At 73.0% G+C, this 13,655-nt stretch carries 14 protein-coding genes; 12 read left to right on the top strand and 2 right to left on the bottom strand.

Features of this window, described 5'->3' with window-relative positions:
- Positions 1-15 precede the first annotated feature (15 nt).
- From ACGFI8_RS36840 to ACGFI8_RS36790, 11 genes are all read left to right on the top strand, one after another.
- Complete coding sequence (locus ACGFI8_RS36840) at positions 16-1,818, top strand: ABC transporter substrate-binding protein (RefSeq protein ID WP_392811732.1); 1,803 nt, start codon at positions 16-18, stop codon at positions 1,816-1,818.
- Positions 1,815-3,089, top strand: coding sequence for an ATP-grasp domain-containing protein (locus ACGFI8_RS36835; protein WP_392811731.1), 1,275 nt, complete (start codon positions 1,815-1,817; stop codon positions 3,087-3,089). Before ACGFI8_RS36840 ends, ACGFI8_RS36835 begins: the two co-directional genes overlap by 4 nt.
- Before the next feature lie 2 nt (positions 3,090-3,091).
- Positions 3,092-3,598 carry a cobalamin B12-binding domain-containing protein gene (locus ACGFI8_RS36830; RefSeq protein ID WP_392811730.1) on the top strand — a complete coding sequence of 169 codons (507 nt, stop codon included), beginning with the start codon at positions 3,092-3,094 and terminating at the stop codon, positions 3,596-3,598.
- Positions 3,595-4,920, top strand: a complete 1,326-nt coding sequence (locus ACGFI8_RS36825) for a methylaspartate mutase (RefSeq protein WP_392811728.1) — start codon at positions 3,595-3,597, stop codon at positions 4,918-4,920. The genes ACGFI8_RS36830 and ACGFI8_RS36825 overlap by 4 nt, the downstream gene beginning before the upstream one ends.
- Positions 4,917-5,930: an asparagine synthetase A gene (locus tag ACGFI8_RS36820; protein WP_392811726.1), complete on the top strand. Its 1,014-nt coding sequence runs from the start codon at positions 4,917-4,919 to the stop codon at positions 5,928-5,930. Before ACGFI8_RS36825 ends, ACGFI8_RS36820 begins: the two co-directional genes overlap by 4 nt.
- An 80-nt stretch (positions 5,931-6,010) precedes the next feature.
- Entirely contained in the window at positions 6,011-7,402 is a 1,392-nt protein-coding gene (locus ACGFI8_RS36815) for a glutamate synthase-related protein (RefSeq protein WP_392811724.1), read from the top strand.
- Entirely contained in the window at positions 7,320-8,357 is a 1,038-nt protein-coding gene (locus ACGFI8_RS36810; protein WP_392811722.1) for a TauD/TfdA family dioxygenase, read from the top strand. Before ACGFI8_RS36815 ends, ACGFI8_RS36810 begins: the two co-directional genes overlap by 83 nt.
- Positions 8,358-8,387: 30 nt before the next feature.
- Complete coding sequence (gene ddaH / locus ACGFI8_RS36805) at positions 8,388-9,197, top strand: dimethylargininase (RefSeq protein WP_392811721.1); 810 nt, start codon at positions 8,388-8,390, stop codon at positions 9,195-9,197.
- Entirely contained in the window at positions 9,194-9,523 is a 330-nt protein-coding gene (locus ACGFI8_RS36800) for a hypothetical protein (protein WP_392811720.1), read from the top strand. Before ddaH ends, ACGFI8_RS36800 begins: the two co-directional genes overlap by 4 nt.
- 85 nt (positions 9,524-9,608) lie before the next feature.
- The gene (locus ACGFI8_RS36795; RefSeq protein WP_392811719.1) at positions 9,609-10,904 is read left to right on the top strand and encodes a cation:proton antiporter; all 1,296 of its coding nucleotides are present in this window, start codon (positions 9,609-9,611) and stop codon (positions 10,902-10,904) included.
- Between the two features lie 11 nt (positions 10,905-10,915).
- On the top strand, positions 10,916-12,169 hold the full coding sequence (locus ACGFI8_RS36790; RefSeq protein WP_392811718.1) for an ATP-grasp domain-containing protein: 1,254 nt from the start codon (positions 10,916-10,918) through the stop codon (positions 12,167-12,169).
- On the opposite strand, the gene ACGFI8_RS36785 is transcribed toward ACGFI8_RS36790, so the two are convergent.
- Together ACGFI8_RS36785 and ACGFI8_RS36780 are read right to left on the bottom strand one after the other, a co-directional pair.
- Positions 12,159-12,626 (bottom strand): hypothetical protein, encoded by a 468-nt coding sequence (locus tag ACGFI8_RS36785; RefSeq protein WP_392811717.1) that lies wholly within the window; start codon positions 12,624-12,626, stop codon positions 12,159-12,161. The two genes, ACGFI8_RS36790 and ACGFI8_RS36785, sit on opposite strands and share 11 nt — an antisense overlap.
- Before the next feature lie 22 nt (positions 12,627-12,648).
- Positions 12,649-13,161: a hypothetical protein gene (locus ACGFI8_RS36780; RefSeq protein WP_392811716.1), complete on the bottom strand. Its 513-nt coding sequence runs from the start codon at positions 13,159-13,161 to the stop codon at positions 12,649-12,651.
- Positions 13,162-13,270: 109 nt separating this feature from the next.
- Here ACGFI8_RS36780 and ACGFI8_RS36775 point away from each other — a divergent pair, with 109 nt between their 5' ends.
- Positions 13,271-13,621: an MmcQ/YjbR family DNA-binding protein gene (locus ACGFI8_RS36775; RefSeq protein ID WP_392811714.1), complete on the top strand. Its 351-nt coding sequence runs from the start codon at positions 13,271-13,273 to the stop codon at positions 13,619-13,621.
- Positions 13,622-13,655: the final 34 nt, after the last annotated feature.

Below are 13,655 nucleotides of genomic sequence, written 5' to 3'. Positions count from 1 at the left end.
CCAAGGAAGGTATCGATGGACAAGCAAGTGGAGGGCGCCGCGAGCCGGCCGGACGCCGTGCCGGTCCGCGGTGGCGTGGCCACGTGGGCGTGCATGGCCGGCTTCCCGCCGGCGGTCATCTTCCCGTTCACCCCGGCCGAGCGGTACGGCAGCCGCAGCATCTACGAGTTCCAGATGCTCATGTACCGGCCGCTGTACTGGTACGGCCGGCGGGGCTCGCTCGAGATGGACTTCGACCTCAGCCTCGCCGACGAGCCGGTCTGGGAGCCGGACGGGCGCACCTGCACCGTGCGGATCAAGCCGTGGAAGTGGTCCAACGGCGAGACCGTCTGCGCCGACAACGTCATGCTGTTCATGCACATGCTGCGCCGCAAGGCGACCCGCTTCGGCCTCTACGTCGCCGGCTACTTCCCGGACAACCTCGTCTCCTTCGAAAAGGTCGCCGACGACGCGGTCCGGTTCACGTTCGACAAGGTGTACTCGAAGCGGTGGGTGCTGTTCAACCAGCTCACCATGATCACGCCGTTTCCGAAGGCGTGGGACCGCACCGCCGACGGCCCGGCCGACGCCTCCAACGACCCGGACCAGGTCGAGGCGGTCTACGACTACCTGATGGCCGAGAACGGCAACCCGGTCGCCGAGGGCAACGAGCACCGCACCCGGTGGGCGGACAGCCCGATCTGGAGCGTGGTCAACGGGCCCTGGCGGCTCAAGAGCTTCACGCTGGACGCCGCCGTCACGTTCGTGCCCAACGAGCACTACAGCGGCCCCAACCCGGCGCACCTCGACGAGTTCCGGCAGGTGCCGACCGACACCGACGAGGCCCAGTTCGAGGTCATGCGGGAGCGCGGCCCGCGCGGCGAGGACTCGATCCAGGTCGGGTTCCTGCCGCTCGGCGCGGGCGAGCAGCCCGACGGCGACCCGACCGTCGGCGGCCCCAACCCGCTCGGCGCCGGCTACACGCTGCACCCGCAGGTCACGTTCGCCATCAACTTCATGGCGCTGAACTTCTCCAACCCCACGATCTCCGGGCACCTCATCCGGCAGCCGTACCTGCGCCAGGCGCTGCAGAGCTGCATCGACCAGGAGTACGGCGAGCGGGAGATCTACCGCGGCTACGGCTGGGCGCAGACCGGCCCGGTGCCGATCCTGCCCCGCAACGAGTTCGTGGCGCCGGACCTGCGCACCGGCTACGGGCGGTGGCCGTTCAACCTGGAGCGGGCCCGCGCCCTGCTCGCCGACAACGGCTGGGACGTCAGCCGCACCCCGGCGGTGTGCGTGCGGCCGGGCACCGGGCCGGGGGAGGCCGGCGAGGGTATCCCGGCCGGCACCGAACTCAGCCTGTCGCTGCGCTACGCCGACGGCCGCCCGGCGCTGGCCCGGCTGATGAAGCAGTTCGCCGCGGACGCCGCCAAGGCGGGCATCGAGCTGCGCCTGGAGGCGGTCATCGGCTCAGTGCTGGTGGCCGAGGACGGCCCCGGCCCCGGGCGCCCCTGGGACATCTCCAACTGGGGCGGCGGGTGGCAGTACAACCTGCCCACCGGCGAAAACCTGTTCCAGAGCGACGCCACCGCCAACTTCAGCAACTACCGCGACGCCCGCGCCGACGAGCTCATCGCCCGCACCGTGACCACCGACGACCTCGCCGCGCTGTACGAGTACCAGGAGTACCTCGCCGAGCAGGTACCGGTGCTGTTGCTGCCGACGACGCCCCGCCGTGTCTTCGAGGTCGCCTCCCACCTGCGCGGATTCGCCCCGGTCAACCCGTATGGGCTGCAGAACCCGGAGAACTGGTACTACGTCGAGGACGCGGGATGAACGAGACGATCATCATTGTGGGCTACGTAGCAGGCGCGGCCGCCGCGCTGGCCGGCCTGCAGCCCGAGGACTCGGTGATCTGGGTCGAGGAGCCCGACGTCGTGCGCAAGCGCAACGCCCGCGCCGACCTGGACGCCTCGCCGTACGTGCGCACCCTCATCGAGTGGGAGCACGGCCTGCCCGGCAAGGCCGACGAGTTCTACCTGCGCCACCGCGACCTCGACCCGGCCGCCGTCATCCCGCTCACCGAGTACGCCACGCCGTTCGCCGCCCGGCTCGCCGAGCGCTACCGCCGGCCCGGCGCCGGCGCCACCGCCGCCCAGCTGCTGCGGGACAAGGCGATGCTGCGTCAGGTCAGCCGAGCCGCCGGGGTGGCCAACCCGGAGAGCGTCGCGGTGGACAGCCCGGCCCAGGTCCGCGCGCTCATGCGCGAGCTGGGCGCGCCCGTCGTGCTCAAGCCGGCCAACCGGCAGGCCGCCGTCGGCACCCGCATCATCCACGACCCCGCCGACGTCGAGGCCGCGTGGGCCGAGTGCATCGTGCAGGACGAGGGCGTGCGCGTGCCCGACCGGCCGATGCCGCTGCGCATGCTCGCCGAGCGCTACGTGCACGGCAGCGAGTACAGCTGCGAGATGCTCGTCCGCGACGGCGCCGGCGTGTGGGCCAACGTCACCGGCAAGCGGCTGTTCCCCGGCGACCGGCCGGTCGAGTCGGGCCACGTCGTTCCCGCCGACCTCCCGGCCGCGCTCACCGAGCGGATCGTCGCGCAGACCCGGCTCGTCGTCGAGGCGGTGGACTTCCGCGACGGCATCGTGCACTGCGAATGGATCGTCTCCGGCGACACGCCGTACCTCGTCGAATGCGCCGGTCGGCTGCCCGGCGACGGGCTCGTCATGCTCATCGCGCGGGCCTACCCGATCAAGCTGCTGCACGCCTACTACGCCCTGCTCAAGGGCCGGCCGCTGCCGGAACTGCCGCAGCGCGCCGCCGGTGCCGCGGCGATCCGGTTCCTGACCACCCCGCCCGGCGTGGTCACCGAGGTACGCGGGGTGGCGGCCGCCGCGGCCACCGCCGGCGTCGTGGAGTGCGACATCAGCGCCGCGCCGGGCGCCCGGTTCGACGGGCTGCGCAGCTCCTGGGACCGCGCCGGCGACGTGATGGTCGTCGCGGACACCCCGGCCGAGGCGCTGCGCCTCGCCGACGCGGCCGCCGCCCTGGTGGAGATCGACGTGCGGCCGGTGGGCGAGGCCGCCGAGGTGGCGGTCGGCTAGCCATGGCCCTCGAGACCGTTCGGGCCCGCCCGCTGACCGTCGTGCTCACCAGCCTGTCCTCCGACGCGCACACCTGGAACCTCGTCTACCTGCAGCTCGTGCTCGAGGAGATGCGGTGCCGGGTCATCAACCTCGGCGCCTGCACCCCCGACGAGACGATCCTGGCCGCGTGCGTGACGCAGGCGCCGGACCTGCTGGTGATCAGCAGCATCAACGGCCACGGCGTGCACGACGGGCTGCGGCTGATCCGGGCGCTGCGCGCCGTGCCCGGCCTGGCCGCGCTGCCGGCCGTGATCGGCGGCCGGCTCGACGCCACCGGCGGGGCCGACCGGAGCACCGCCGAGCGGCTCATCGACGCCGGCTTCGACTCGGTGTTCGAGGACGCCGGCGGCATCACCACGTTCCGCTCGATGGTGCACCGCATCGCCGCCGACGCCGCCGTACCCGACGGCGGCGCCCAACTGGACCGCTCCGGCTCGGGTTCCGGCGAGCCGATCGGGGCGCGATGACCGCCGTGCTCCCGCTGCGCGCCGCGTCGTTCGGCGACATCGTCGCGCAGCACCACGACCGCGGCCGGCTCGTCGTCCAGCCCCGGATGGGGTTCAGCGACCCGGCGCGCATGCGGCAAGGGCTCATCGCCACCCGCAAGGCGCGCGCGGCCACGGTCGGCACGATCACCCTGGACAGCTACACCCGGCTCGGCGACCACCGGGCGGCCCGCGAGGCCATCGCCACCGGGGCCGAGCTGAACGGGTACCCGCTCGTCGACCAGGACGCGGCGGTCACCGCGGCGATCCTCGACGACGCGGTCAACCCACTCTTCCCGGTGCAGGTGCGCCACGGCTCCGCGGACGCCCGGCACATCATCCGCGCGCTGCTCGACCACGGGCTGCACGCGACCGAGGGCGGCCCGGTGTCGTACTGCCTGCCGTACAGCCGGATGCCGCTGCGCGAGGCGGTGGACAACTGGCGGCGCTGCTGCGAAATCCTCGCCGAGGCGCGCCGGCCCACCCGGGAGCCGCACCTGGAGACGTTCGGCGGCTGCATGATGGGCCAGCTGTGCCCGCCCGCGATGCTGGTCGCGCTGAGCCTGCTGGAGGGGATGTTCTTCGCCCAGCACGGGGTGCGGTGCATCTCCTTCAGCTACGCGCAGCAGACCCATCCCGAGCAGGACGAGGAGGCCGTCGCCGCGCTGCGGACGCTCGTCGGGGAGTACCTGCCACTGCCGCGCACCCACCTGGTCATCTACACGTACATGGGCGTCTATCCCAGGACGCCGGCCGGGGCGCTGCGGCTGCTCGCCGAGTCGGCCCGGCTCGCCGTGCGGTCCGGGGCCAGCCGGCTCATCGTGAAGACGACCGCCGAGGCGCACCGGCTGCCGACCATCGCGGAGAACGTCACCGCGCTGGAACACGCGGCCACGGTCGCCCGTACCGAGCTCGGGGCCGTCAAGGCGCCCGACACCGGCATCCTCGCCCAGGCCCGGGCGCTGGTCGGCAACGTCCTGTCGCTCGACGACGACATCGGCCGGGCGCTGCTCAAGGCGTTTGCCGGCGGCCAGCTCGACGTGCCGTTCTGCCTGCACCCGGACAACCCGGGCCAGGCGCGCGGCTACGTCGACGGTGACGGCCGGCTGCAGTGGCAGCGCATCGGCGACCTGCCGCTCGGCGACCTCGTGCGGCCCTCGGGTGCCGGCCGGGTGTCCTCCGCCGACCTGCTGGCGTCGCTGCGGTTCATGCAGCACAAGTTCGACTGTTCCGCGGCCGGAAGCGTCCTCGACGAGGCGCCCGGCCACCGCCCGCTACCGCAGCACGAGGGAAGTGCGCCATGACGCAGACGCCGTTGAATGTGAAGCTTTCGCCCGGGCAGCTGCCGCCGTCGCCCCGGGAGCACCTGACCTCGCCGGTCACCCAGGCCGCCTTGCGGATCCAGAACTCGATCACCGCGGCGACCCGGGAGTACCTGTTCACCAACGGGTTCACGGAGATGATGCCGCCGGTCATCGGGCCGGTCACCGACCCGGGCGTGCGCGGCGCCAAGCAGCTCGACGTGGACTTCTACGGGCACCACTACAAGATCATGACGAGCGTCATCCTCTACAAGCAGGCCTCGCTGCTCGCGTTCGACAAGATCTTCTATATCGCGCCGAACGTGCGGCTCGAGCCGCTGGAGACCGCGACGACCGGCCGGCACCTCGTCGAGTTCACCCAGATCGACGTCGAGGTCCGCGACGCCACCCGCGACGACGTTCTCGATGTCGTGCAGGGCCTGCTGCGCCACATCGTCACCTACACGCTGCGCGAGTCGAAGGCCGACCTGGCCGCCCTCGGCCGCGACCCGGAGGCGTTCGCCGCGCTGCTGCGCGAGGACTTCCTGCGCATGACCCACGCCCAGGCGGTACAGACGTTGCGGGACCTGGGGCACCTGCAGAGCACCGACGCGGAGATCGACTGGGTCGGCGAGCGGCTCATCTCCGAGCAGACCGACCGGCCGTTCTTCATCGTCGACTACCCGAAGGGCTCCCGCGGCTTCACCGACGGCGAGTCGTACACCGAGCCCGGCGTCCTGCGCAACTTCGACCTCATCGCCGCCGACGGCTTCGGCGAACTGGCCAGCGGCGGCGAGCGCACGTACGAGTACCGCAGGCTCATCGAGCGGATGCGGGAGACGGGGGAGAACCCGGCGAAGTACGCCTGGTACCTCGACATCGCCCGAGACGGCCTGCCCTCCAGCGCGGGATTCGGCCTCGGCCTGGAACGGGTGACCCGCTACCTCGCAGGCCTGGACGCGGTGTGGCAGGCCAACGCCTATCCGAAGCTGCCCGGGATCGCGTCACCGTGACCGGTTCGGAGCGAAGCGGAGAGGCCGGTCACCATGGGCACAGCCCGGAGGTCGCGCGGCCGGAGCGAAGCGGAGGGCGCGTGACCGGAATTCATGCGCCGCATCTGCCGGAAGCCGCGATCCGGGCCCGCGCCCGGGAGGGCACCGCCGCGGTCTTCCCGGGCTTCGACGGCTACGGCCGCACGCTGTTCGGCGCTGGACCCGCCGGGGACGGCGACGAGCTCGACCGGATGCGGATCGTGCCGCCCGTGTTCGTCCCCGGGCGGCTGGAGAAGCTGTTCGACCTCGGCCGCGAGCCGATGTACGGCGACGTCGACCTGACGTCGAGCGTCGGCGGGTTCACCGCGCCGCTGCCGGTGTTCGTCTGCGCGTTCGGCTCCACTCGCGTGGCCGGCGGCGACCTCGGCGTCGCCGCGAGCACCCAGGCCGGCCGGCTCGGCCTGCCGATGGTCATCGGCGAGAACGTGGTGCCCATGCGCGGCTACGGCCGCTCGGCGGGCGACGCATCCGACGGCCGGATGCTGCTGGACCGCATCCGCGCCTACACCGAGGCGGCCGGCGGCGGCCACGGCACCCATGGCGGCGTGGTCGTGCAGCAGAGCACCGAGGACGCCGACGCCGAGGTGTGGAATCTCGTCTACAGCGACCCCTACGCCACCGGCCTGCTCGACACCGGCCGGCTCGCCTTCGAGCTCAAGGTCGGCCAGGGCGCCAAGCCGGGGCTGGGCGGCATGACGATGATGACGCCCGAGGCCGCCGCCGCGGTGCGCCGCCGCTACGTCGTCGACGACGCCTTCGGCGCCGGGACGGTGCTGCGCTCCAGCAGCCCGGGCACCTTCACCGCGGAGATCCTGCGCCACCAGGTGCGCCTGATGCGCAACAACTATCCGCGCGCCCGGGTGTGGGTGAAGCTGCACCCCGGCCGCGACGTCGCCGCGGCCGCCGAGGTGGCCTGGCGGGCGGGCGCCGACGCGGTCACCGTCGACGGCGCCGAGGGTGGCACCGGCTGGGCGCCGACCGTCTTCCTCGACCAGGTCGGCCTGCCGCTGGCCGAGTGCCTGCGCCGCCTGGCCGGGCCGCGCGACGGCGCCCTGCCCAGCGCCCTGCCCAGCGCCCGGCCCGGGGGCCTCAACGTCTCGGGCCGCATCTGGGAGGGCGGCCGGGCCCTGAAATGCCTCGCGCTGGGCGCCTCCGCCGTCGGGCTGGGCCGGGCCGCGCTGCTCGCGGTCGACGAGGACCCGGCCGACGGCCTGGTCCGCCTCGTGCGGTGCCTGGAACTCGAACTGCGCCTCCTGATCAGCGCGCTGGGCAAGTACGACGTGTCCCAGCTCGACCGGGAGGACCTGTGGCTGCCCGAGCCGCCGCTCGGCACCGAGAGGAGAACAGGAAATGACGACCACTCCGATCAGCGACCCGATTACCGCGCGGCCGAGCCCGGCGCGGACCTTCGGCGAGATCGTGTTGACCGATGACGTCCGCGACCGCATTGGCGCGGCGCTGCTGCCGCTGCCCAACCCGATGGAGGACATCGACCGGTCGCTGGCCCGCTTCTACGTCGCGTTCGCCGCGCTGCCCGTCGAGCAGCTGCAGGAGATCCTCGACTTCGGCCGGCACGTCGACACCCCGGGCGTGGCGCTGGTGCGCAACCTGCCCGTCGACCCGCAGGTGCCGCCGACGCCGACCGACGGCGGGCCGAGCCGCGAGAAGCGCACATTCGTCGCCGAGGGCGTGCTGCTCGGCCTGAGCCAGCTCCTCGGCGAGCCGGTCGGCTTCACCACGGAGAAGGCGGGCCGGCTGGTGCACGACGTGGTGCCGGTGGCCACCGGCGCGACCACGCAGACCAACCAGAGCTCGGTGGTCTTCCTCAACTTCCACAACGACATCGTCCACGACGACGCCGGCCGTTACGACGTGTCCAACCCGGACTTCCTGGTGCTGCACTGCCTGCGGCAGGACGCCGGCAGGGAGGCGGTCACCTACTACGCCGACGCCCGCGACGTGTCCCGCGCCCTCGACCAGCGGGTCCTCGCGACGCTGCGGGCCCCGTTGTTCCGGCTCAACGCGCCGGGCAGCTACGTCCGCGACATCGCCGGCGGCGTCGAGGTCCTTTCCGAACCGGTCCCGATCGTGTCCGGGCCGGCGCACTGCCCCGAGATCGCGGTGTCCGCCAACGGCGTGCGCGGGCTCACCGCCGACGCCGAGGCGGCGCTCGCCGAGCTGCAGCGCACCTGCATCGAGGTCGCCCACCGGGTGCACCTGGAGCCGGGCACGGCGCTGCTCATCAACAACCGCAAGGGACTGCATGCCCGGTCGGTCTTCGCCGCCAAGCACGACGGCACCGACCGCTGGCTGCAGCGCACCTACCTGCGGCGCAGCCTGTGGAACATCCGCCACCGCGGCACCACGGCCGACCGCCGCGTGCACTGACCCGCCATCCCGTGACCGACAGGAGCGTCCGTGCCGAACCGCACCCCCCGGCCCCGCCGGTACCTCATGTGCCGCCCCACCCACTTCGACGTGACCTACTCGATCAACCCCTGGATGCACCCGGACAAGCCCGTCGATCCGGCGCTCGCGATCGCCCAGTGGGAACGCATCCGCGACGTGTACACGGGGCTCGGCCATGAGATCGCCTACATCGACCCGCTGCCGGGCTACCCCGACATGGTGTTCGCCGCCAACGGCGCCACCGTCGTCGACGGCCGGGTGCTCCTGGCGAAGTTCCGCCACGTCCAGCGGGCCGGCGAGGCCGAGGCCTACGACGCCTGGTTCGCCGCCAACGGCTACCGGGCCGTGCACCGGCCGGCGCTGGTCAACGAGGGGGAGGGCGACTTCCTGACGATCGGCCGGCGGATCCTCGCCGGCACGGGGTTCCGCTCCGACCCGGGCGCCCACGACGAGGCGCGCGAGCACCTCGGCATCGAGGTCGTCGGGCTCACCCTGGTCGACCCGCGTTTCTACCACCTCGACACCGCGCTCGCGGTGCTGTCCGACGAGGAGATCATGTACTTCCCGGAGGCGTTCTCCGCCAGCAGCCGCGCACTGCTGGAGCGGCTCTACCCCGGCGCGATCGTCGCCGGCGAGGAGGACGCGCTCGTCTTCGGGCTCAACGCGGTCAGCGACGGGCGGCACGTGGTGCTGCCGGAGCCGGCCACCGCCCTCGCCGCCGCCCTGGCCGCGCGCGGCTTCGAGCCGATCGGCGTCGACGTCAGCGAGCTGCTCAAGGCGGGCGGCGCCGTGAAGTGCTGCACCCTGGAGCTGAGATGATCAACTATGACGGGCGCCGGTTCCGGGCCCGCGGGCACGGCCCGGACGGCGCGATCACCACGTACCGCCAGGACGGCGACCTGCTGTGGGCGGAGCTGTCCGGCTCCGGCGTGCGCCGCGGTTCGCTCGCCGGCCGCTGCGCCGACGACGGCTCGCTCGAGTTCGCCTACACCATGGTCCTCGGCGACGGCCGGGTCGTCGCCGGGCGCTGCCGCAGCACCCCGGAGCTGCTCGACGACGGCCGCGTGGTGCTGCACGAAGAGTGGGAACGCTTCCCGCCGCACGCCGCGAGCGGCGTCGAGGCCCTGGAGGAGGTGACGGCATGAGCGGTCCGGAGCGAAGCGGAGTGGCCGCTCATCGGAAACGCAGGTGCAGCTCGTGCCGCTGCCGGAGCGAAGCGGAGGTGACGGCATGAGCCCTGCGCCGCCCCTGGCCGCGCCCGCGCTGCTGCTGTTCCTGCTCCAGATCGGGACCCTGCTGGCCCTCGCCGTCCTGCTCGGGCGGCTCGCCGCCCGGCTGGGCATGCCACAGATCGTCGGCGAGCTGTGCGCCGGCGTGCTGCTCGGCCCGTCGCTGCTCGGCCACGTCGCGCCGGACCTGTCGGGATGGCTGTTCCCGGCCAAGCACTTCGACATGCTCGACGGCGTCGGCCAGCTCGGCATGCTCCTGCTCGTCGGGGTCACCGGCATGTACCTCGACATCGGCCTGCTGCGCCGGCAGGGCGTGCGGGCGGCCGCGGTCAGCGTGCCGAGCCTCATCCTCCCGCTGGGGCTCGGCGTCGCGCTCGGGTTCGTGCTGCCGGCCGCGATCCTGCCGCCGTCCGGCGACCGCACGCTGTTCGCGATGTTCCTCGGCGTGGCGCTGTGCGTGAGCGCGCTGCCGGTGATCGCGAAGATCCTCACCGAGCTCGGCTTCCTGCACCGCGACCTCGGCCAGCTCACCATCATCTCGGCCAGCGTCGACGACGTGGCCGGCTGGCTGCTGCTGTCGGTCGTCACCGCGATGGCCACCACCGGCGTGCACGCCGGCACCGTCGCCACGAGCGTGGCGCTGCTCGCCGGCATCGTGCTGTTCGCGGTCGTCGTGCTGCGCCCGGCGGTGAAGGTCGTCCTGCGCGCCACGGCGCGATCGGCCGAGCCGGGCGTCACGGTGGCCGTCGTCGCGGTACTCGTGCTGCTGTGCGCGGCCGGGACCCAGGCGCTGCGGATGGAGGCGCTGCTCGGCGCGTTCCTGTGCGGCGTCGTCGTCGCCTCGACCGGCCTGGTCGACCCGGCCCGCCTCGCCCCGCTGCGCACGGTCGTGCTCAACGTCCTCGCCCCGGTCTTCTTCGCCACCGCCGGGCTGCGCATCGACCTCACCGCGCTGGCCCGTCCGGCGGTCGCCGCCACCGCGGTCGCCGTCATCGCCGTCGCCGTCGCCGGCAAGTTCGCCGGTGCGTTCCTCGGCGCGACGCTCATCCGGATGGACCGCTGGAGCGCCTTCGCGCTCGGCGCCGGTCTCAACGCCCGCGGCGTCGTGCAGATCGTGGTCGCCTCGGTCGGGCTGCACGCGGGCGTGCTGAGCACCGACGGCTACACGGTCGTGGTCCTCGTCGCGATCGTCACCTCGGTCATGGCGCCGCCGCTGCTGCGGCTGGCGCTCGGCCGCATCGAGACCAGCCCCGCCGAACGGGAACGCGAACTGGCCCTGGCCGGCCGCGCGACATGATGGGAGGAACCGTGGAAGACCAGCGCACCGTGCTCGTCGTCGGCAGCGGCGGCCGGCAGTACCGGGAGTATCTGCTCGCCTCGGCGGCGCGGCGGCGGCCGCTGTGGCTGCTGGACAGCGCCCCGCCGACCTGGCAGGCGGCCTACGTGCGGGGCGCGACCGTGGTGCCGCTGCTCGACGAGGACCGGCTGGTGCCGGACCGCGACCTGCTGGTCAAGGCCGCCCACGAGATCCACGCGGAGCACGGCGTCGCCGGCGTGTTCACCTACGACGAGACGCTCGTCACCGCCACCGCCCACATCGCCGAATCGCTGGGCCTGCCCGGCTTCACCGCCGACGGCGCCGACGCGTGCCGCAACAAGCACCGCACCCGGACCGCGCTGACCGCCGCCGGCCTGCCGCAGCCGCGCTTCGCCTATGTCCTGACGCCCGAGGCCGCCGCCGAGGCGGCCGAGGCGTTCGGCTACCCCGTCGTGGTCAAGCCGCGCGGGGCGGGGGCCAGCATCGGGGTGGTGAAGGCCGACGGGCCCGGCGACCTCGCCGCCGCCTTCATGATCGCGGAGACGGCGACCCACGGCGGCGCACCCGCGTACGAGGGCGGCGTCCTGGTCGAGGAGTACCTCGAGGGCCCCGAGTTCAGCATCGACGGGGCCGTGCACGGTGGCCGGTACGAGCCGTTCGTGGTGGCCCGCAAGCGGATCGGCTTCCCGCCGTACTTCGAGGAGACCGGGCACACCGTCACCGCCGTGGACCCGCTGCTGGACGATCCCGAGGTGCGGGGCGTCCTGGAAGCAGCACACCGGGCGGTCGGCGTCCGCGACGGCATCACCCACACCGAGATCCGGCTGACCGGCCGCGGCCCGTGCGTCATCGAGATCAACGCGCGCCTCGGCGGCGACCTCATCCCCTACGTCGGCATGCTCGCCACCGGCGTGGATCCCGGGCGGGTCGCGGTCGAACTGGCCGTCGGGGCGGCCCCGGCGCTGGAGCGCCACGACGGCGGCACGGTCGGCATCAGGTTCGCCAACCCGGACCGCGACGGCCGGATCACCGGCGTACGCCTGCCCGAGCCGGGCGCCGTGCCGGGCCTGGTGGAGGCGAAGGCGCTCGTCGCGCCCGGCGCGGTGGTACGGCTGCCACCGCGCGGCTTCCTCAGCCGCTACGCCTACGTGATCTGCCGCGCCGCCACCCCCGAGGCGTGCGACGCCGCGCTCGCCGAGGCCGTAGCCCTGACAAGCGCGGACGTCGATCCCGTCACGGACTGACGCGGGTGAACGACGCGATCCAGTTGGTCTCCCACGTCTCCCCGCCGTCCACCGAGAACGCCTGCTCCCAGCGGGGGTTCTCGGGGTCGCGGGCGTCCCACTTGTAGAGCACCCGCACCGGCGTGCCCTCCCAGGTGTCGTCGCTGTAGAACTCGCCGACCCCGTCGCGGAACTTCCCGACGACCGGGGTGTCGACGGTGCGGGCGCCGGCGGCCGCCCAGTACACCGACCACTCGTCGGTGTCCGGATGGAAGACCCGCAGGGTCACGCCGCCGTCCCGGCCGGGGATCGTCAGCTCGTCAACGTTCATCACGCCGTCCAGCAGCGGCGTGGAGCGCAGCGTGGACGGGAACTCGTTCCACTCGTCGGAGCCGACGAGGCGCTTGCGCAGGGAGCGGTTCGTCGCCTGCCAGGTGCCGCGCAGGAAGTCGAAGTCGTGACGTGCGTCTTGCGGCATTGCTTGACCTCCCAGGTCGTCGTCAGTGCGGGTGATCCGCGACGGCTCCCGCGGCCAGGTCGCCGAGGTAGGCGTCGCGGGCGGCGGCGTCGCGGGCCGAGTACAGGTAGCGGCTCCACGCCTGCGACTCGTGCCAGACCGCGCCCATCTCCCAGACGCAGTACGTCGGGCGGTGCGCCCCGCCGGGCAGCGCCGTGAACAGCCCCTCGGCGCGGCCGTAGATGGACAGCCACAGCTCGTTGTTGCCGCGCCACGAGCACACCGACATCAGCTGGCCCAGGCCGGCACGGTGCAGCACCACGAATCCGAGCTCGTCGGTCAGGTCCAGAGCGCCGGCGCGGGCCTCGGACACCACGAAGTCGCGTGCGGCCGCGCGCTCGTCGGCCCGTAGCTCCTGGCCGGCCTCGGCCAGGTCGTACCACTTCAGGCGGGCACCCGCGGCCTCGAGCAGCGGCCCGGGCGTGAGCCGCTTGGGCCGGTGCGTGTAGCCGGGGTCGACCCGATGCCGTTCGGTCGTCGGCGAATCGGTGTTCATCGCTCGATCCTAGCCGGGCGGGAGCCCGCGCCCCCGCCTGACGCGCACGGTGTGTCGATGGCATACTCGCGGACGGTACAGCATCCGGAAGGCCCCGGGAGGCGGACGCATGGTCGACGTCGACGACATCCGCACGATCACTTCGACGCTGCCGCGCGCCTACGAGGTGGTGGTGCGGGACCGGTTGAAGTGGCGGGTCGGGCGGATCGTCTTCCTGTCGCTGTCCCGTGACGAGACCGTCATGGGCTTCGGCTACCCGAAGGAGGCCCGCGCCGCGCTGGTGGAGAACGAGCCCGACAAGTTCCTGCTGCCGCCGCCGTCCGACATGCGCTACCAGTGGGTGTGCGCGCGACTGGCAGCCCTCGACGTCGACGAGCTGAACGAGCTCGTCATCAACTCCTGGATCATGACCGTGCCGAAGAAGGTCTGGACCGAGTACCTGGAACAGCACCCGCGGTGACGGCCCCCGGGCCGTGAGCTTCCTGACCTTTCGC

This window comes from Dactylosporangium sp. NPDC048998 (assembly GCF_043197855.1).
Classification (GTDB): domain Bacteria; phylum Actinomycetota; class Actinomycetes; order Mycobacteriales; family Micromonosporaceae; genus Dactylosporangium.
Note: the sequence above shows the minus strand (reverse complement) of the source record. Positions and strands in the feature narration are given on the sequence as shown.

Coding starts and splice junctions, on each gene's coding strand:
- ACGFI8_RS36840 (WP_392811732.1), top strand. CDS start 16: ATGGACAAGCAAGTGGAGGGCGCCGCGAGCCGGCCGGACGCCGTGCCG.
- ACGFI8_RS36835 (WP_392811731.1), top strand. CDS start 1,815: ATGAACGAGACGATCATCATTGTGGGCTACGTAGCAGGCGCGGCCGCC.
- ACGFI8_RS36830 (WP_392811730.1), top strand. CDS start 3,092: ATGGCCCTCGAGACCGTTCGGGCCCGCCCGCTGACCGTCGTGCTCACC.
- ACGFI8_RS36825 (WP_392811728.1), top strand. CDS start 3,595: ATGACCGCCGTGCTCCCGCTGCGCGCCGCGTCGTTCGGCGACATCGTC.
- ACGFI8_RS36820 (WP_392811726.1), top strand. CDS start 4,917: ATGACGCAGACGCCGTTGAATGTGAAGCTTTCGCCCGGGCAGCTGCCG.
- ACGFI8_RS36810 (WP_392811722.1), top strand. CDS start 7,320: ATGACGACCACTCCGATCAGCGACCCGATTACCGCGCGGCCGAGCCCG.
- ACGFI8_RS36800 (WP_392811720.1), top strand. CDS start 9,194: ATGATCAACTATGACGGGCGCCGGTTCCGGGCCCGCGGGCACGGCCCG.
- ACGFI8_RS36795 (WP_392811719.1), top strand. CDS start 9,609: ATGAGCCCTGCGCCGCCCCTGGCCGCGCCCGCGCTGCTGCTGTTCCTG.
- ACGFI8_RS36785 (WP_392811717.1), bottom strand. CDS start 12,626: ATGCCGCAAGACGCACGTCACGACTTCGACTTCCTGCGCGGCACCTGG.
- ACGFI8_RS36780 (WP_392811716.1), bottom strand. CDS start 13,161: ATGAACACCGATTCGCCGACGACCGAACGGCATCGGGTCGACCCCGGC.
- ACGFI8_RS36775 (WP_392811714.1), top strand. CDS start 13,271: ATGGTCGACGTCGACGACATCCGCACGATCACTTCGACGCTGCCGCGC.